The organism is Pseudomonas sp. GL_135 (assembly GCF_057834665.1).
The window spans coordinates 2,045,934-2,064,131 of the sequence record NZ_CM174408.1 but is presented as its reverse complement, the minus strand read 5'-3'; the positions used below and the strand labels follow the sequence as shown (position 1 = coordinate 2,064,131).

The 18,198-nt window shown below is 61.6% G+C and carries 13 protein-coding genes; 5 read left to right on the top strand and 8 right to left on the bottom strand.

Annotation, left to right across the window (positions count from 1 at the left end):
- Positions 1-11 precede the first annotated feature (11 nt).
- The 3 genes from fadA to AC3ISG_RS09320 all read right to left on the bottom strand — a co-directional run bounded on the left by fadA (position 12) and on the right by AC3ISG_RS09320 (position 4,370).
- Positions 12-1,187: an acetyl-CoA C-acyltransferase FadA gene (fadA, locus tag AC3ISG_RS09330; protein ID WP_122534498.1), complete on the bottom strand. Its 1,176-nt coding sequence runs from the start codon at positions 1,185-1,187 to the stop codon at positions 12-14.
- Positions 1,188-1,210: 23 nt separating this feature from the next.
- Positions 1,211-3,358, bottom strand: a complete 2,148-nt coding sequence (gene fadB / locus AC3ISG_RS09325) for a fatty acid oxidation complex subunit alpha FadB (RefSeq protein WP_122534497.1) — start codon at positions 3,356-3,358, stop codon at positions 1,211-1,213.
- A 574-nt stretch (positions 3,359-3,932) separates the two neighbouring features.
- Complete coding sequence (locus AC3ISG_RS09320) at positions 3,933-4,370, bottom strand: hypothetical protein (protein WP_489299076.1); 438 nt, start codon at positions 4,368-4,370, stop codon at positions 3,933-3,935.
- Positions 4,371-4,480: 110 nt separating this feature from the next.
- Between AC3ISG_RS09320 and AC3ISG_RS09315 the strand changes: the two genes are divergently transcribed.
- Positions 4,481-4,924 carry a universal stress protein gene (locus AC3ISG_RS09315; RefSeq protein WP_122534788.1) on the top strand — a complete coding sequence of 148 codons (444 nt, stop codon included), beginning with the start codon at positions 4,481-4,483 and terminating at the stop codon, positions 4,922-4,924.
- Between the two features lie 69 nt (positions 4,925-4,993).
- Here AC3ISG_RS09315 and AC3ISG_RS09310 read toward each other — a convergent pair whose 3' ends face one another.
- Positions 4,994-6,904, bottom strand: a complete 1,911-nt coding sequence (locus AC3ISG_RS09310; RefSeq protein ID WP_122534495.1) for an ATP-binding cassette domain-containing protein — start codon at positions 6,902-6,904, stop codon at positions 4,994-4,996.
- 214 nt (positions 6,905-7,118) lie between these two features.
- Here AC3ISG_RS09310 and AC3ISG_RS09305 point away from each other — a divergent pair, with 214 nt between their 5' ends.
- Positions 7,119-9,047, top strand: a complete 1,929-nt coding sequence (locus tag AC3ISG_RS09305; protein WP_489299075.1) for a transglycosylase SLT domain-containing protein — start codon at positions 7,119-7,121, stop codon at positions 9,045-9,047.
- 170 nt (positions 9,048-9,217) lie between these two features.
- Here AC3ISG_RS09305 and AC3ISG_RS09300 read toward each other — a convergent pair whose 3' ends face one another.
- Together AC3ISG_RS09300 and AC3ISG_RS09295 are read right to left on the bottom strand one after the other, a co-directional pair.
- A complete protein-coding gene (locus tag AC3ISG_RS09300) occupies positions 9,218-10,024 on the bottom strand; it encodes an MOSC domain-containing protein (protein ID WP_489299074.1) in 807 nt (268 codons plus the stop codon).
- Between the two features lie 117 nt (positions 10,025-10,141).
- Positions 10,142-11,068: a chemotaxis protein CheV gene (locus AC3ISG_RS09295; RefSeq protein WP_122534492.1), complete on the bottom strand. Its 927-nt coding sequence runs from the start codon at positions 11,066-11,068 to the stop codon at positions 10,142-10,144.
- Between the two features lie 243 nt (positions 11,069-11,311).
- Here AC3ISG_RS09295 and AC3ISG_RS09290 point away from each other — a divergent pair, with 243 nt between their 5' ends.
- On the top strand, positions 11,312-11,788 hold the full coding sequence (locus tag AC3ISG_RS09290; protein ID WP_489299073.1) for a hypothetical protein: 477 nt from the start codon (positions 11,312-11,314) through the stop codon (positions 11,786-11,788).
- A 50-nt stretch (positions 11,789-11,838) separates the two neighbouring features.
- Here AC3ISG_RS09290 and yegS read toward each other — a convergent pair whose 3' ends face one another.
- Positions 11,839-12,747, bottom strand: a complete 909-nt coding sequence (gene yegS, locus AC3ISG_RS09285; protein ID WP_489299072.1) for a lipid kinase YegS — start codon at positions 12,745-12,747, stop codon at positions 11,839-11,841.
- Positions 12,748-13,202: 455 nt separating this feature from the next.
- On the opposite strand from yegS, the gene AC3ISG_RS09280 reads away from it, so the two are divergent.
- The gene (locus AC3ISG_RS09280; protein ID WP_489299071.1) at positions 13,203-14,654 is read left to right on the top strand and encodes a mannose-1-phosphate guanylyltransferase/mannose-6-phosphate isomerase; all 1,452 of its coding nucleotides are present in this window, start codon (positions 13,203-13,205) and stop codon (positions 14,652-14,654) included.
- Positions 14,655-15,621: 967 nt separating this feature from the next.
- Here AC3ISG_RS09280 and AC3ISG_RS09275 read toward each other — a convergent pair.
- A complete protein-coding gene (locus AC3ISG_RS09275) occupies positions 15,622-16,497 on the bottom strand; it encodes a LysR family transcriptional regulator (protein WP_489299070.1) in 876 nt (291 codons plus the stop codon).
- Positions 16,498-16,646: 149 nt separating this feature from the next.
- Here AC3ISG_RS09275 and AC3ISG_RS09270 point away from each other — a divergent pair, with 149 nt between their 5' ends.
- Complete coding sequence (locus tag AC3ISG_RS09270) at positions 16,647-18,176, top strand: MFS transporter (RefSeq protein WP_489299069.1); 1,530 nt, start codon at positions 16,647-16,649, stop codon at positions 18,174-18,176.
- Positions 18,177-18,198: the final 22 nt, after the last annotated feature.

Here is an 18,198-nt window from a genome sequence, read left to right as displayed (position 1 = left end):
ACTGACACCGTTTAGACGCGTTCGAATACGGTGGTGATGCCCTGACCCAGACCGATGCACATGGTGGCAACACCCAGGGTGCCGCCATTCTGCTTCATCACGTTGAGCAAGGTGCCGGAAATCCGCGCCCCCGAGCAACCGAACGGGTGACCCAAGGCGATGGCGCCGCCGTGCAGGTTAACCTTCTCGTCCATCTTGTCGAGCACTTTCAAATCTTTCAGCACCGGCAGGGCCTGTGCTGCGAAAGCTTCGTTGAGCTCGAAGTAGTCGATATCAGCGATGCTCAGCCCTGCACGCTTAAGCGCTTTCTGGGTCGCCGGAACCGGTCCGTAACCCATGATTGCAGGGTCGACACCGGCCACGGCCATGGAGCGGATCACCGCCAGGGGCTGGATGCCGAGGTCCATGGCGCGCTGGCCGGACATGACGATCATGCACGACGCACCGTCGGTGATCTGCGACGAGGTGCCGGCGGTGACCGTACCGCCTTTCGGGTTGAACGCAGGCTTGAGGGCAGCCAGGCTTTCCAGCGTCGTCTCCGGACGAATGGTCTCGTCGAAGTCGAACATCTTCAGGAAACCGTTCTCGTCGTAGCCCTGCATCGGGATGATTTCGTCCTTGAACTTCCCTTCCAGCGTGGCCTTCTGAGCGAGCCTGTGGGAGCGAACACCGAACGCATCCTGGGCCTCACGGGTGATGCCGTGCATCTTGCCCAGCATTTCGGCGGTCAGGCCCATCATTCCGGAGGCTTTCGCTGCGTACAGCGACATGTGCGGGTTCGGGTCGACACCGTGCATCATGCCAACGTGGCCCATGTGCTCGACACCGCCGATGACGAAGACGTCACCGTTGTTGCTCATGATCGCCTGCGCCGCCGTGTGCAACGCACTCATGGACGAGCCACAGAGGCGGCTGACCGTCTGCGCCGCAGAGGTGTGCGGAATCTGGGTCATCAGCGACGCCATGCGGGCGATGTTCCAGCCCTGCTCGAGGGTCTGGTTGACGCAGCCCCAGATCACGTCCTCGACTTCCGCCGGGTCGACCTTGTTGTTGCGTTCCAGCAATTTGCTGATCAGGTGCGCCGACATGTCTTCGGCGCGGGTATTGCGGTGCATGCCACCCTTGGAGCGGCCCATCGGTGTGCGACCGAAGTCGACAATCACGACGTCTCTCGGATTCAAGCTCATATCTTCACCTGTTCGTTGGGCACTTAGCCGAAGAAGCGTTGGCCGGTCTTGGCCATTTCACGCAGCTTCGCAGTGGGGTGGTACAGAGCGCCCAGATCAGCGTATTGGTCAGCCAGGGCCACGAATTCAGCGACACCGATCGAGTCGATGTAGCGCAGCGCGCCACCGCGGAACGGAGGGAAGCCGATGCCGTAGATCAGGCCCATGTCGGCTTCCGCGGCCGTGTCGACGATGCCGTCTTCCAGGCAACGAACGGTCTCGAGGCAGAGCGGGATCATCATCCAGTTGATGATGTCTTCGTCGCTGACTTCACGCTGCTCGTAAATCACCGGCTTGAGCACTTCCAGCACGGAAGCGTCGACCACTTTTTTCGGCTTGCCCTGCTTGTCCGTCTCGTAAACGTAGAAGCCCTTGCCGTTCTTCTGGCCGAGGCGATTGGCGTCGTACAAGGCGTCGACGGCAGTGCGACGATCGTCCTTCATGCGGTCCGGGAAGCCTTCAGCCATGACGTCGCGACCGTGGTGGCCGGTGTCGATGCCGACCACGTCCATCAGGTACGCCGGGCCCATTGGCCAGCCGAATTTTTCCATGACCTTGTCGATGCGCACGAAGTCGACACCGGCGCTGACCAGCTTGGCGAAACCGCCGAAGTACGGGAACAGGATGCGGTTGACCAGGAAGCCCGGGCAGTCGTTGACCACGATCGGGTTCTTGCCCATCTTCTTGGCGTAGGCCACGGTGGTCGCCACGGCGACTTCGCTGGACTTCTCGCCACGGATGACTTCAACCAGCGGCATCATGTGCACCGGATTGAAGAAGTGCATGCCGACGAAGTTCTCCGGACGCTTGAGGGCCTTGGCCAGCAAGCTGATGGAAATCGTTGAGGTGTTCGAAGCGAGAATGGTGTTTTCACCCACCTGCCCTTCCACTTCGGCCAGCACGGCTTGCTTCACCTTCGGGTTCTCGACCACGGCTTCGACAACGAGGTCGACGGTGCCGAAATCGCCGTAGGACAGCGTAGGACGAATCGCGTTAAGCGCTTCGGCCATCTTCGCGGAGGTCAGACGGCCTTTTTCGACGCGCTTGCCCAACAGCTTCGATGCTTCGCCCAGGCCCAGCGCGATGGCTTCCTCGCGGATGTCTTTCATCAGGATCGGCGTGCCTTTGACAGCCGACTGATAGGCGATGCCGCCGCCCATGATGCCGGCGCCCAATACAGCGGCCTGCTTCACGTCTTTGGCGACTTCGTCGTAGACCTTGGCTTTCTTCTTCAGCTCCTGATCGTTCAGGAACAGGCCGATCAGGCTCGCGGCGGCCGAGGTCTTGGCCATCTTCACGAAACCGGCGGCTTCCACTTCAAGGGCTTTGTCGCGACCGAAATTGGCGGCTTTCTGAATGGTCTTGATGGCTTCAACAGGTGCCGGGTAGTTCGGGCCGGCCTGACCTGCCACGAAACCCTTGGCGGTTTCGAAGGCCATCATTTGCTCGATGGCGTTGAGCTTGAGCTTGTCCAGCTTCGGCTGACGCTTGGCCTTGAAATCGAACTCGCCGGAGATGGCGCGCTTGATCAGGTCCAGTGCGGCTTCCTGCAGCTTGCCCGGAGCGACCACTGCATCGACGGCGCCCACTTTCAGTGCGTCTTCAGCGCTGTTGTCTTTGCCGGACGCGATCCACTCAACGGCGTTATCGACACCGATCAGGCGTGGCAGGCGGACGGTGCCGCCGAAGCCCGGGTAGATGCCGAGTTTGACTTCCGGCAGGCCGACCTTGGCGGTGGCGGACATGACGCGGAAGTCAGCGGCCAGGCACATTTCCAGACCACCGCCCAGCGCGATGCCGTTAATGGCGGCGAGGGTCGGTACGTTGAGGTCTTCGAAGGCGCTGAAGATTTTGTTGGCTTCGAGGTTGCCGGCGACGAGTTCAGCGTCCGGCAGCTTGAAGTTATCGACGAATTCGGTGATGTCCGCGCCGACGATGAACACGTCCTTGGCGCTGGTGACAATGACGCCCTTGATCGAGCTGTCGGCCTTGATGGCATCGATGGCCTGACTGAGGTCGTTGAGGGTGAGACGGTTGAACTTGTTGACGGACTCACCCTTGAGGTCGAACTGCAATTCGACGATGCCACTTTCAAGAGCCTTAACCGTGATGGCTTTACCTTCGTAAATCATCAACTGATCTCCACGATATGGAAGCTGAACATTACGCGTCAGACGCTGAGATCCGGCGCTGTGCACGACGTTGCCGTCGAGGCGAAACACCAGACGCCAGTCACCCCGGCGACGCGATTCGAGCGTCTGTAAGAGCGTTCCTGCGGCAAACGCTCAATTCATACGCCCGTTTGATTTGGGTGCGGCTACCTTCTGCCATATTCCGGCAATTGTCAATTGAGCAGACAGCGGGCAAAACCGGCAAATCACAGGTTAAACGCGCGCCTGATACGGGGCCATTCAAACCAATGATCACAGGAGCAGCAAACAGTCGGTAGTCGACGAAGGCGGCAGGAAACGCCGTCAACATGAAGAATGAAATAAACATCGGCGCAGCAGACAAATGCACCATTAAGGTCTACATTCAGCGCACTGCGCATCAAGACGGGTCATATAACCGGTGGCCAACAAGTAGTATGTGACCCGGCGAGCGGCATTGCACCGCACCGCACCTGAATTACGGCCTGCCTGGCCAACCCCGGCCCGATGTTGTTATCGGGCTTTTTAATGCCCGTCATTCGGGCATCGGGGCGGGTTACGCCAAGGCCTTCAGCACCGCTGCAATGTGCTGCAATACGTCGGGCTCGCCACGCTCGGCCCAGTACAGGGCAATCAGCTGCTTGCCCGCTTCCACCTTGTAGACGTCCGCCGGCAGCGCCGTGAACTGCTCGAGCAGGCGCAGATCTTCACACGGCTCGCGCCACTGGTTGACCCACACGCCCGGCTCCCTCTGCCAATACACCCAGACGTCAGGCTCCCGCGCAGTACGCGGCCGGTGGTACTGCGGGCACGGACTCGGTGGCTCGGTCGGCAGCCAGTGCGGCCACTCCTGAGGAATCAGCTGCATGGCCAGCCCCATACGTCGCGCCTGCATGCGCATGGCCATCCTGCCGCTCTGCGAGCGCGACGGGCGCAGCCAGACCAGCGGACTTAAAACCACCGCAATGATTGACAGGATGATCCACACCGTCATATTTGTACGCCCCCCGCGGCAGCAAGCGGCGGGTGGACCACATCGGCGTGCCAGAGGCGCGTGAAAAGAGCCATAATCAAAACCATCGCAAACCTCAGAAGGAACACCCCATGTCCTATGAACATATCCTGGTAGCCGTGGACCTCACTGAAGAGTGCGATCCGGTTATCAAAAAAGCCATGGCGCTGGCGTTGGCCGGGCACTCCAAGCTTTCGCTGGTGCACATCGTCGAACCCATGGCCATGGCGTTCGGTGGCGATGTTCCGATGGACCTGTCGCAGCTGCAGCAACAGCAGTTCGATCAGGCCAAGGAAAAACTGGAAAAGCTGAAACTGAAATACCCTGACGTAAAAACCGGCGACAGCCATCTGACCTACGGCCAGCCGCGTCAGGAAATCCACAACCTGGCGAAGGAACACCACGTCGACCTGATCGTGGTCGGTAGCCACGGCCGTCACGGTCTCTCTTTGCTGCTCGGCTCGACCGCCAATGACGTTCTGCACGGCGCACCCTGCGACGTGCTGGCCGTACGACTGGTCAAGCGCGTCGACTGATCCAGGCCCGCAAACAAAAGCCCGGCCCTTGAAAAAGGGCCGGGCTTTTTTATGGCTACAGGTTACCGATCACTCGTCCAGCTCAGCCCAACGCTCAAGCAAGCCGTCCAGTTCGCCTTGCAGGCTTTCCAGCTGCGCCATGACAGCTGTCGTTTGCTCCGCTGGACGCTGATAGAAACCAGCCTCGGCCATCTCGGCACTGAGCGCAGCCATTTGCGCTTCAACAGCGTCGATCTGCGCGGGCAGCGCTTCCAGCTCGCGTTGCAGCTTATAACTGAGCTTCTTTTTCGCGACCGGCATTTCTGCCGCTGCGACGGGTGCCGCCTGAACTACGGCGGTGGCCAGTTCGGACTTGCCGGACTTGCTGTCGGTGACGCCCAGCAGACGCGGCGAGCCGCCCTGGCGAATCCAGTCCTGATAGCCACCGACGAATTCGCGGACCTTGCCCTCGCCTTCGAACACCAGGGTACTGGTGACGACGTTATCGAGAAATGCCCGGTCGTGGCTGACCATCAGCACGGTGCCCTTGAAGGTCAGCAGCACTTCTTCAAGGAGCTCAAGGGTCTCGACGTCCAGATCGTTGGTCGGTTCGTCGAGGACCAGCAGGTTGGCCGGTTTGCTGAACAGTTTGGCGAGCAGCAAGCGCGCACGCTCACCGCCCGACAACGCCTTGACCGGCGTCCGCGCCCGCTGCGGGCTGAACAGGAAATCGCCCAGGTAACTGAGGACATGGCGGCTCTGGCCGTCGATGTCGATGAAGTCGCGCCCTTCGGCCACGTTGTCGATCACGGTCTTTTCCAGATCGAGCTGGTGACGCAGCTGGTCGAAGTAGGCGACGTCCAGACGGGTGCCGACTTCCACCTTGCCGCTGGTGGGCTGAAGGTTGTCGAGCATCAGCTTGAGCAGCGTGGTCTTGCCAGTACCGTTTGCGCCGAGCAGACCGATGCGGTCTTCACGCTGCAGGACCATGGAGAAGTCCTTGATCAGCATCGGGCCGCCCGGGTGAGCGAAGCTGACGTTGTCGAGCACCATCACCTGCTTGCCGGATTTGTCTGCGGTGTCGAGCTGAATGTTGGCTTTGCCGGTGCGTTCGCGACGGTCACTGCGCTCAACGCGCAATGCCTTCAGGGCGCGTACGCGGCCTTCGTTACGGGTACGACGGGCCTTAATGCCCTGACGGATCCACACTTCTTCCTGGGCCAGACGCTTGTCGAACAGCGCGTTGGCGGTTTCTTCCGCCGCGAGCATGGCCTCCTTGTGCACCAGGAAGCTGGCGTAGTCGCCGTCCCAGTCGATCAGGCCGCCACGGTCGAGTTCAAGAATGCGGGTCGCGAGGTTCTGCAGGAAGGAACGGTCGTGGGTGATGAACAACACCGCGCCCTGGAATTCCTTCAATGCTTCTTCAAGCCAGGCGATTGCGCCGATGTCCAGGTGGTTGGTCGGTTCGTCGAGCATCAGCAGATCAGGCTCGGACACCAGGGCCTGGGCCAGCAACACACGACGACGCCAGCCGCCGGACAGTTCGGCGAGGGTCTTGTCGGCCGGCAGTTGCAGACGGCTGAGGGTGCTGTCCACCAGCTGCTGCAGGCGCCAGCCGTCACGGGCTTCGAGGTCCGACTGCACGTGCATCAGCTTGTCGAGGTCTTCGGCGGTGACGATGTTCTGGCTGAGGTGGTGATACTGAGCGAGCAGCTCGCCCACGCCATCCAGGCCTTCGGCAACGACGTCGAATACGGTACGGCCGTCAGCGACCGGCAACTCCTGGGGCAGCTCGCCAATCTTCAGGCCCGGCGCACGCCAGACATTGCCGTCATCGGGCATCTGGATGCCCTTGACGAGCTTCAACATGCTGGATTTGCCAGTGCCGTTGCGGCCGATGATGCAGACCCGCTCACCACGGGCGATCTGCCAGGACACCTTGTCCAACAACGGCATGGCGCCGAACGCAAGGGACACATCGCTGAATTTGAGCAGGGTCATGAGCTTCTCCAAAAACCGGGCGCGCATTCTACCTGAGATAACCCGGCAGAGGGGCGGCTAATCGATGACAGGACGTCGTCCGGACCCGGTGGCCGGCCGATTGTAGGCCGGGGTATGTTTCCATCTATCACGACGGGCAAGGCAGCGCTTCAACCCGCGCGGGCAACAGGCTAAGCTAGCCGCACTTTTCACGATGCATCTGCACGGAAGTCTCATGCGCAGTCGTTTCTTCAGCCTTTTGTCCTGCCTGCTTCTGTCGGCCACCGCTGCCCAATCCGTCCAAGCGGTCGATCTCACCACCCAGCGTCAGTATTACGATGAGGCCAAACGGGCGTTGGCCAAGGGCGACAGCGGCCCTTATCGCACCTATGCCGCCGCGTTGGCGGATTACCCCCTCGAGCCCTACCTGGCCTACGACGAACTCACCGCACGCCTGAACAGCGCGAGTGATGAGGAAGTCGAGAAATTCTTCGCCGAGCATGGCGACCTGCCGCAAGCCAACTACATGAAGCTGCGCTGGCTACGATTGCTCGCCTCGCGCGGTGACTGGCAGCCCTTCGTCAAGTACTACGACCCCAAGCTGAATTTCGTCGAGCTCGACTGTTTGTATGGCTCGTACCAGCTCAGCCACAACCAGCGCTCGGAAGGCTATGCCAACGCCGAGAAGACCTGGATGACCGGCAAAACGCTGCCGGCGGCCTGCGATACGTTCTTTACTCAATGGGCGGTCGAAGGTCAGTTGACCGAGCAGAAACGCTGGCAGCGCGCCAAGCTCGCCGCGCAGGTGCGCAACTACGCGCTGGCCAATCAACTGGTCAACAGCATGACCACCCTCGCGCCCCAGGGCCGTTTGCTGATCGCTGTCGCGCAAAAGCCCGAAATGGTCAACAACCAGGGCCAGTTCATGCCGGCCGACGAGGCGATGTCCGATGTGGTCGGGCTGGGGCTGCGTCGCCTGGCCAAGCAGGACCCGCAGCGGGCCATGGAACTGATCGACAGCTACGCGCCGGTGCTGCATTTCTCACACGAAGAACAGGTGCAGATCGCCAAGGAAATCGGCCTGACCCTGGCTCGCAGCTACGACGGTCGGGCCCTTGAGGTCATGACCAAGTACGACCCGGACCTGCGCGACAACACCGTCACCGAATGGCGCCTGCGCCTGTTGCTGCGGCTCGGTCGCTGGAGCGATGCGTACGAGCTGACCCGTCGCTTGCCGCAAGACCTCGCGACCACGAACCGCTGGCGTTACTGGCAGGCCCGCTCTCTCGAGCTTGCTCAGCCCAACAGCCCGTTGCTTCCGGGGCTGTACAAGGCGGTCGCGAAGGAGCGTGATTTCTACGGCTTCCTTGCCGCCGACCGCACCCAGACGCCGTACATGCTCAACAACAAGCCGCTGGTGATGAGCCAGGCGCTCATGACCAAGGTGCACAACACACCGGGCGTGCGCCGCGCGCTGGAGTTCTATGATCGCGGGCAGATCGTCGACGGCCGCCGCGAGTGGTACCACGTCACCCGTCGCTTCAGCCGGGACGAAATGGTTGCCCAGGCCAAACTGGCGTACGACATGCACTGGTACTTCCCGGCCATTCGCACCATCAGTCAGGCGCAGTACTGGGACGATCTCGACATCCGCTTCCCGATGGCCCACCGCGACACCCTGGTGCGTGAAGCGCAGGTTCGCGGGCTGCATTCAAGCTGGGTGTTTGCGATCACCCGTCAGGAAAGCGCGTTCATGGATGACGCCCGCTCTGGCGTCGGTGCCGCAGGTCTGATGCAACTGATGCCTGCGACCGCCAAAGAGACCGCGCGCAAATTCAGCATTCCCCTGGCCTCGCCGGCCCAGGTGCTCGATCCGGACAAGAACATTCAGCTCGGCGCCGCTTATCTGAGTCAGGTCCATGCGCAGTTCAACGGCAACCGGGTACTGGCTTCGGCGGCGTACAACGCAGGTCCGGGACGTGTGCGTCAGTGGTTGAGGGGCGCCAACCATCTGGCCTTCGACGTCTGGGTCGAGAGCATTCCGTTCGACGAGACCCGCCAGTACGTGCAGAACGTGCTGTCGTATGCCGTGATCTACGGCCAGAAGTTGAATTCACCGCAGCCGCTGGTGGACTGGCATGAACGGTTTTTTGATGATTTGTGAGGCTGCGCGGTCGTAGGACCGGCTTTAGCCGGGAAGACGCCGGAGTGAGCGCCGTCGATTTTGCGGTGTCATCACTGGCCTATTCCCGGCTGAAGCCGGTCCCACTATGCGAATCGCATACAGTCAGTGGGACCGGCTTTAGCCGGGAAGACATTCCAGCAGACGCTTAATCACTCGAGCACTTCGACTTCCATCCCCACCTCGACAACCCCCGGCCCATCGCTCACCAGGTTCTGGCCAAACCAGATATCCCCTTCCCGCTCGCGATAGGTCTTGAGCGTCGTCATCGGTTCGCGATCCGCGCTGCGCTCACCGGTTGCCGGGTCGATTGTCGTCATAATGCAGCGCGAGCAGGGCTTCAACACCCGCAACTCAACCCCGCCAATCCGAATCCGCTTCCAGCCATCCTCCGCAAACGCGTCGGCGCCGGTCACCACCAGGTTCGGGCGAAACCGCAGCATCTCCAGGGGGCGCCCGACCTTGCTCGACAAATCATCCAGGGACGACTGACCGATCAACAACAGCGGAAAACCGTCAGCAAACCCGACCCTGTCTTCACTCGCCCCATAGCCGGAGGGCAACCAGCGAGCGCGCTCTTTCGGCACATGCACCAGCCGCGTCGGCTTGCCCACCAGGGCGCTGACCCACCGCGCCGCCTCCTCGCCCGCGTCCGGCACCCGAAACGTGTCGCGCCAGATCGTGATGCCGCGCAGATTGGCCTCTTCATCGCTCGGCACCGGCACATCCAGACTGCCCAGACCCGGCGCCGACAGTGTTACGCCATCGCCCTTCCACAGCACCGACAGCTGCGACATCTGCGGCAGCGCACGCTGGCTGTAAAAGCGCCCGTTGGCTTCATCCACCAGCATCCAGCGACGATCGCCACTCATGCCCAACTCATCGAAACGGGCCTGCTGCAATGACTCGGCCATGCAGGATTTGAGGGGGTACCGATACAGTGCGCTGAGGTGAAACATGTACGCGTCCTTATGCCAGAGCGGAAAGCCACCACTCTATACGAGACGCCAGGAAACCAAGCGGTACAGATGCAAAAAAGCCCCTCCATACAGCAAGGGGCTTGAAACAGAACCGGATCAGTTGTCGAGCATGAGCCGCTCGCGGACCACGTCGACCAGCTTGTCCGGCTGGAATTTGGAGAGGAAGTTGTCGCAGCCGACCTTCTTGACCATGGACTCGTTAAAGCTGCCGGACAACGAAGTGTGCAGCACGACGTATAGACCGCGCAGACGAGGGTCGTTACGGATTTCCGTGGTCAGGCGGTAGCCGTCCATTTCCGGCATTTCGGCGTCGGTAAAGACCATCAGCAGCTTGTCGGTCATTACTTCGCCGGTATCCGCCCAGCCCTTGAGCATGTTCAGGGCTTTCAGCCCGTCACGGGCGACGTGCATTTTCACGCCGAGCTGACCCAGGGTGTCGCGCAACTGCGAAAGCGCCACGTTGGAATCGTCCACCAGCAACACTTCGCGGCCGATGGCCCGGGCGAGGACCGGATCGTCCAGCTTGTCGCGGGAGACCTTGGCGCTGTACGGCACGATCTCGGCGAGGACTTTCTCCACGTCGATGATCTCCACCAGCTGGTCATCGACCTTGCTGATGGCGGTCAGGTAGTGCTGCCGCCCGGCGCTGGTCGGCGGCGGAAGGATCGCCTCCCAGTTCATGTTGACAATGCGGTCGACGCCGCCCACCAGGAACGCCTGAACCGAGCGGTTGTATTCGGTGACGATGATCGTGCTCGAAGGCCCCGGCACCAGCGGACGCATGCCGATGGCCTGGGACAGGTCAATCACCGGCAGGGTCTGGCCGCGCAGGTTGACCACGCCGCAGACGAACGGATGACGCTGGGGCATCAGCGTCAGCTTGGGCAGCTGCAGGACTTCCTGAACCTTGAATACGTTGATCGCGAACAACTGTCGGCCGGCCAGGCGGAACATGAGGATTTCCAGGCGGTTCTCACCTACCAGCTGTGTACGTTGGTCTACTGTGTCGAGAATGCCAGCCATCTGTTGCTCCTGGAGCAGGGTTCAAGTAAGTCCGCCTACCCTGTATCGGCAGCGCCGTGGCAGACCTTAATCGGGATAACGGCGCAGATAGACGTTTCACCCGTTCCGCCGATCAGCGTCCTCTGCCCCCCATTCGCAACAATCAGAAACGGCCTACAGACTTTCAAGTGCGCTCAACATTAACTTTGGGCGACTCGCCCCCACGCGACCCGACATCTCATTGAGAGAAGGTGGAGATTGCACATGCTGAATGGCCACGAATGGCAGCAGTTGCACGCAGCGTTTCTCAGCAACAGCCAGACACTGATGTGCCGCGCCGACGAATGCCTCAGTCATCTGGAATTGATCAGTGATGATCGTGACGCGATGGAATGCCTGCTCTCCACATTGCAACATCTCGCCCGTGAGGCCGACGCCCACGGCATTGCAACTGTTTGCGGGTTCGCCCGGCAACTGCATGACCTTCTTGACTCCGCCACCGCCGCCCGACAATTGCCGCCCAAGGCACTGCCCGCTCTTAAACGCTGCTTCGTGTTGATGTCATGGCAACTGGAACTCATCGATCCGCGCAGTGGTTCGCTGACGCTGGACGACAGCGAAGAGCGCGACCTACTGAACGCCTTCGCTGGCCAGTGCGGGCTCGGCGCCCGGAAAGAAAACCGGGGCATCCCGCCGAGCTGGCACGTCAACCCTGAGCAGTGCGACGTGCCCCTGACTTGATGTGCCGAGCGGAGCTCAGTTCAGTGTGCTCCGGGCAATGCTTGCGGGGATCAGGCGATGTGCCGCGTCTGCCCCAGCAACGGCGAATGCGATGGCAAGTGCACGCGCAGCGCCCCTGCTCGGGCTTCGAAACGGGTGGCCTCCCCGCTCAGGGGTTCGCCGTCAAGGTTGATGGTCAGCCCCTGGGCCGATTTGAGTTCGACCCACGGCAACCGCGCGCGGACGAACATGTTGTCCAGCCCAAGCCCGCCTTCGAGCAGACTCCTCAGGGTGCTCACCACTTCCTGGGGCGCTGGCAAGATGCTGATGTCCAGCAGACCGTCGTCGGCCAGGGCTTCGGGGCACAGCGGATGCCCCCCGCCAGCTTGACGGCCGTTGCCGATGCCCAGCGCCAGCATCTCGCCCTTCCAGTGAAAATCCGGGCCGTTGAATTCGCCGTACGCGGCTTTCAACTCGCTGAAGCGTGTGAGACCGGTGAACAGATACGCCGCACCGCCGAGGATCTTCTTCAAGTCTTCAGAAGTATTGGCCGTGACCTGACTGCCAAAGCCGCCGGTGGCCATGTTGAGGAACATCTGGCCGCCCACCGCCCCCATATCGACGGCGCGCGCCGGTACGTCCAGCAGGTCAAGGGCCTGGTCGGGTTCCAGCGGCACCCCTGCGGAACGGGCAAAATCGTTGGCCGTCCCCAGCGGCATGATCACCAGGCTGGCGTTGACTTCAGACAGCGCCAACGCCTCGGCAATATCGCGCAGGGTGCCATCGCCACCGCCGGCGATGATCTGCCGATGACCGGCCTCCAGACCCTCACGCACCAGGCGCTGGGCATCGCCTGCTTCCCAGGTCACGCGAACGTCCAGTTCCCAGCCGTGTTTGCGCTTGCGCTCCACTGCCTCGCGGACATCCTCATTGAGCGCCTGCTTGCCGTGAAGAATCAGTAATGCCCTGCGCGCTGTCATATCCCTTCCTTTTGCGTGTTCGAGTTGATGCGTGATGTGTTGACCGCGCGCGCTGCGAAAAAAGCCCGGAGGAGGAAAATCTTTTAAACCGACGTCCTTGGTTAGAGATCTCGTCAGACGCCATCCCCGAAAGACATTGTACGGGGCGTGATGGCGGTCGGTGATGGCAAAAAGCCTTGAGCGGCGGGGACTTACGTGTGCAGTCCTTGCCAGCACGCGACATTCATCTCCGTGCACGCCCATGAGGTTGCCGCCTTGCGTGCCGTAATTAGGGGACGAGAGGCGTTACTTCTGCGTTACAGCCCCTTGAAAACCACGGGCGGAAAGCGCTTAATCGACAAATAATTGGCTAATTTGCACAGGACTCACTTAAAAGTCAGTAAATTGACTTTTAATGTGATCGCCTGGATTGCGGCCCTGTCATTGATTCACGGATCGAAAAGGCGAAAACCCACATGCAACTGATTCCCTGCATTATTGCTGGCGGCGCCGGCACCCGGCTATGGCCCGTTTCACGGGAGGCGATGCCCAAACCCTTCATGCGCTTGCCGGACGGCGAAAGCCTGCTGCAAAAGACGTTCAACCGCGCCAGCCAGCTGGACGGTGTCGAAAGCGTGCTCACCGTCACCAACCGGGACGTGTATTTCCGCACCGTGGATGACTACCGGCTGCTGAACAAACGGCAGCGTTCGCTGGAGTTTCTGCTCGAACCGTTCGGCCGCAACACGGCCCCTGCCATCGCGGCCGCAGCGCTGCATGTTCAGGCGCGTTACGGCGATGACGCGCAGCTGTTGATTCTGCCGGCGGATCAGTTGATCACTGACGTTGCCGCCTTCGAGACCGCCGTGCAGAGCGCACGCAAGCTGGCCGACCAGGGCTGGCTGGTGACGTTCGGGCTGGTTCCCTCCCGCGCCGAAACCGGCTTTGGCTACATCGAGAAAGGCCAGGCCCTCAGCGGCGAGGCCTATCAGGTGGCGCGTTTCGTCGAGAAACCCGATGCCGTCACCGCCCAGAACTATGTCGAGGGTGGGCTGCATTTGTGGAACGCTGGCATGTTCTGCATGCGCGTCGATGTGCTGCTGGCCGAGCTGGAAAGTCATGCACCGGCGCTTCTGGCCGCGGTGCGCGATTGCCTGGCGCAGTGCAGCAGCAAGGAAGGCCGCAACGAACTGCAGATCGAGCTGGACAGCACGACCTTCGCCCTGGCGCCGGACATTTCCATCGACTACGCGTTGATGGAGCGCTCGCAAAAGGTCGCGGTGGTGCCGTGCGAGATGGGCTGGAGCGACATCGGTTCGTGGCAGGCCATTCGCGAGCTGAGTGCGGCCGATGAAAATGGCAACCGATGCAACGGCGAGGTGGTGTTGCACGACGTGACCAACTGCTACATCGACTCGAAGAAGCGACTGGTGGGTGCGGTGGGTCTGGACAACTTGATCATCATCGACACCCCGGACGCTTTGTTGATCGCCGATGCAGATCGCAGTCAGGAAGTGAAGGTCATCGCCCAGGAGCTCAAGCGTCAGGGCCATCCGGCGTACCTGCTGCACAACACCGTGACCAGACCGTGGGGCACTTACACGGTGCTGGAGGAAGGCAAGCGCTTCAAGATCAAGCGCATCGTGGTGAAACCGCAGGCGTCTTTGTCGCTGCAGATGCATCACCACCGCAGCGAGCACTGGATTGTTGTCAGCGGCATGGCTCGGGTCACTAACGGGGAAGATGAGTTTATGCTCGACACCAATGAGTCGACGTTCATCAAACCGGGGCATACCCATCGGCTGGTCAACCCGGGGGTGATTGATCTGGTGATGATCGAGGTGCAGAGCGGTGAGTATCTGGGAGAAGACGACATCGTACGGTTTACCGATGTTTATGGGCGGGTGCCTGAGCCTGCGAAGGCTTAGGCGTTGCCTGATTAGATCAAGATCTAGATCTAGATCAGAATCAAGATCAAGGGCGTCTGCCTGGGGGCAGACTGTTTCGGCTTCGCCGAGTTATTTGGAAAAGTCGAAAGTCGCACCATCCCCAAGTAACCAAGGGTGCTTGCTCCTGGTTGGGCCCCTCGTTCCTCGGGGTTCCTTCACTCCGGTCCCGCTCCGTGGGCCCGCCGCCATCCGCCATCCATGGCGGGGGGCGGCTCTCGCGGCATCCATGCCGCTCGGCCCACTCCGCGAAACCTGCGCTCAGCCTGCACCCAAGTCGCGATTTGTGGTGTCTGGGTTTTTTGCGTATGAAGAGCAAGAGCAGATCAGAAGCAGATCAAGAGCTTCCCGGCTAAAGCCGGTCCTACGAGTACCCGCCGTTTGATCGTTCCCACGCTCCGCGTGGGAGTGCATCCCGTGACGCTCCGCGTCACCTCACCCGGCCTGAATGCGCGTCGTCTGCGGGACGCGGAGCGTCCGGGGCGGCGTTACCACGCGGAGCGTGGGAACGATCAGAATTGATGGTGAAAAAACCGGCCCCTTCCCGGCTAAAGCCGGTCCCACTAACAGACCGCGCACCCCCGTAGGACTGGCTTTAGCCGGGAAGCCTTTGTTTTTGCCCTCGATTTTGCTTTTGGTCTTCGTACGCAAGAAGTCCAGACGCCGCGAATCGCGACTTGGGTGCAGGCTGAACGCAGGTCTCGCGCAGTGGGCCGAGCCGCAGGGATGCGGCGAGAGCGCCGTCAGGACATGGATGTCCGTTCGGCGCGGGCCCATGGAGCGGGACCGGAGTGAAGGAACCCTGACGAAGGAAGGGCCCAACCAGGAGCACAAGCCCTTGGTTACTTGGGGCTTTATCAAGTAACTCGCCAAAGGCGAAACAGCCTGCCCCCAGGCAGACGCTCTTGATCTCCTCTCAGCCGCACCACGCAATCGTGCGCGATTGAGTCTAAGGCGCGCGCGCGCCTTTGACGTACTCAACAAACCTGATCACCGCCGGGGCCTTTTCGTGGCGTCGGTGGATCAGCGACAACGACGAGCTCGGCTGACAATCCTCAATCCGCCGATACACCACATTCGGCAAACGAATGTGATCCACCACCGACTCCGGCACCACCGCCACCCCCTGGCCAAGACTCACCAGCGCAATCACCGACACCAGCCCTCCCGGCTGCGGACCCAGCGTCGGCGCGAAACCGCCATGGGCCGCCACCTCCAGCGTGCCGGAAATCTGCTCGGGGAGGATGAACGTCTCGTTCTGCAGGTTCACCGTGTTGATCACCTTCAGTTTACAAAGCCATGAGCTGTCCGACAGTGCCAGGGCAAAACCCTCCGTCAGCAACGACACGGCGCTCAAGGAATCGGGCAACTGCATGGGCGAGCGGATGAAACCCACGTCCAGCCGCCCCTCCTCGATCAGCCGCGGCAGTGTCGGCATCAGGTGCTCGTTGATGTTGAATTCAATGTCCGCATAGCGCTGACGAAACTGACTGACGTGCTGCTGCAACACGCCGGAGAACACCGCCGAAGCGACGTAGCCCAACTCGATCCGGCCGGCCTCGCCACGGCCGGCGCGCTGGACGTTGTACTGGGCGGTCTCAAACTGACGCACCGCCAGTTCGGCCTCGATCTGCAACGCGCGTCCTGCTTCCGTCAGCCTCACCTCTCGCTGTTCACGGAGAAACAACCGGGTGCCCAGCGCGTTTTCCAGGTCCTGGATCTGCCGCGTCAGCGTGGGCGGCGCGATGCCCAGTTGCTCGGCGGCGCGAGTGAAATGCCGATGACGGGCGACGGCCAGAAAGTAGCGAAAGTGGCGGATTTCCATGGAGCGTTACCTGGCAGGTAATCAAAACGCGGGGCGCGGGTAACAGAGCATAGGGCATATCCGCTTACTCTGTTCCGGCGAAGAACCGCCCCACCCAATGTAGTCACCACCTGTGTTAGCCAGCACCTAACAGCCACCGGAGCCCTTAAATGTCTCGACCCAGCCCTCGCATGACCCTGCTCACGGCCTCCGGCGTGTGCGCGTTGATCGTGCTCGACACCAACATTGTCGCCGTGACCCTGCCGAGCATCGCGCGTGATCTGGGTGCCGGGTTTGCCGACATCGAGTGGGTGGTCAGCGCCTACATGCTGGCCTTCGCAGCGCTGTTGCTGCCGGCGGGCAGCCTGGCCGATCGTTTTGGGCGCAAGCGCATGCTGATCAGCGGGCTGGTGCTGTTCATCCTGGCGTCGCTGGGCTGCGGGGCGGCGCCGGACATTCTATTTCTCGACATTGCCCGTGCGCTCAAGGGCGTGGGCGCGGCCTTGCTGCTGACCTCGGCGCTGGCGACCATCGGCCACGTTTTCCATGATGAAGCCGAGCGCGCCAAAGCCTGGGCGTTCTGGGGAGCCTGTATGGGCGTGGCCATGACTGCAGCGCCCACGGTCGGCGGGCTGATCGCCGAACTGGTCGGCTGGCGCTGGATTTTCTACCTCAACCTGCCGGTGGGTCTGGGGCTGCTGGTGATGGTCATGGGTAACATTGAGGAATCGCGCAACGAGCAGTCAGCGCGGCTTGATCCGTGGGGCAGCCTGTTTTTCAGTGCCAGCCTGCTGAGCCTGATCTGGGGCCTGATCGAAGCCAACCGAATCGGCTGGGACCACCCGCTCACCTCCATGCGTCTGGCCGCCGGGGCGGTGCTGCTCGCGCTGTTCGTCATCGCCGAGCGCCTGCAACGCCGGCCGATGGTCGACTTGCAGCTGTTCAAATACCCGCGCTTCATCGGTGCCCTGCTCGGCATGTTCGCGTACGCCGGCTGCGCCCAGGTGATGATGACCCTGCTGCCGTTTTACCTGCAGAACGGCCTGGGCTTCAGCGCCATCGGCTCGGGGCTGGGCATGCTGCCGTTCGCAATCACCATGCTGCTGTTGCCGCGCTTCGGGCCGACAATCTCACGTCATCTTTCGCCGGCCGCCATGATGGCGCTGGGCCTGACCCTTGTGGGCATCGGCAACGTGCTGTGCGCCTGGGCCACCGGAATGGGCGGCTACCCGGCATTCGCTGCGGCGATGGCGGTGACCGGTGCGGGGGCGGGCTTGCTCAATGGCGACACCCAGAAAAACATCATGGCCTGCGTACCCCGCGAACGCACCGGCATGGCATCGGGGATGAGCACAACCATGCGGTTCAGCGCGATCATGCTGGCGATCGGCGTCTACGGCGCGCTGCTCGCCAGTCACACGCTCGGGTCGCTGAAAGACACACTGGCGACCGCTGCGCCCGACCTCCTCGATCAGGCCGAGCACATCGCCTCCCGTGCGGTGGCCGGGGACATGAACGCTGCGCTGCAAACGATCGATGCCAGCGCCCGCGGAATGATTCAGCCGCTGGCCCGGGAGGCCTTTGTCTCGGGCTTCGGCTCGGTGCTGTGGGTGTCGGGCCTGATCGCACTGTTGGCCGCGGTGCTGGTGGGCACACTGATGCGCAAGCCCATTCCGCTGATGCAGCTGAAAACCGCCTGATCGAGGCGACCGCTCAGGCGAA

Excerpts from the sequence above, each read along its gene's own strand:
- AC3ISG_RS09270 (WP_489299069.1), top strand. The coding sequence starts at position 16,647 with ATGTCTCGACCCAGCCCTCGCATGACCCTGCTCACGGCCTCCGGCGTG.
- fadB (WP_122534497.1), bottom strand. The coding sequence starts at position 3,358 with ATGATTTACGAAGGTAAAGCCATCACGGTTAAGGCTCTTGAAAGTGGC.
- AC3ISG_RS09300 (WP_489299074.1), bottom strand. The coding sequence starts at position 10,024 with ATGTTTCACCTCAGCGCACTGTATCGGTACCCCCTCAAATCCTGCATG.
- AC3ISG_RS09295 (WP_122534492.1), bottom strand. The coding sequence starts at position 11,068 with ATGGCTGGCATTCTCGACACAGTAGACCAACGTACACAGCTGGTAGGT.
- fadA (WP_122534498.1), bottom strand. The coding sequence starts at position 1,187 with ATGAGCTTGAATCCGAGAGACGTCGTGATTGTCGACTTCGGTCGCACA.
- AC3ISG_RS09310 (WP_122534495.1), bottom strand. The coding sequence starts at position 6,904 with ATGACCCTGCTCAAATTCAGCGATGTGTCCCTTGCGTTCGGCGCCATG.
- AC3ISG_RS09275 (WP_489299070.1), bottom strand. The coding sequence starts at position 16,497 with ATGGAAATCCGCCACTTTCGCTACTTTCTGGCCGTCGCCCGTCATCGG.
- AC3ISG_RS09305 (WP_489299075.1), top strand. The coding sequence starts at position 7,119 with ATGCGCAGTCGTTTCTTCAGCCTTTTGTCCTGCCTGCTTCTGTCGGCC.
- AC3ISG_RS09290 (WP_489299073.1), top strand. The coding sequence starts at position 11,312 with ATGCTGAATGGCCACGAATGGCAGCAGTTGCACGCAGCGTTTCTCAGC.
- AC3ISG_RS09315 (WP_122534788.1), top strand. The coding sequence starts at position 4,481 with ATGTCCTATGAACATATCCTGGTAGCCGTGGACCTCACTGAAGAGTGC.
- yegS (WP_489299072.1), bottom strand. The coding sequence starts at position 12,747 with ATGACAGCGCGCAGGGCATTACTGATTCTTCACGGCAAGCAGGCGCTC.
- AC3ISG_RS09280 (WP_489299071.1), top strand. The coding sequence starts at position 13,203 with ATGCAACTGATTCCCTGCATTATTGCTGGCGGCGCCGGCACCCGGCTA.
- AC3ISG_RS09320 (WP_489299076.1), bottom strand. The coding sequence starts at position 4,370 with ATGACGGTGTGGATCATCCTGTCAATCATTGCGGTGGTTTTAAGTCCG.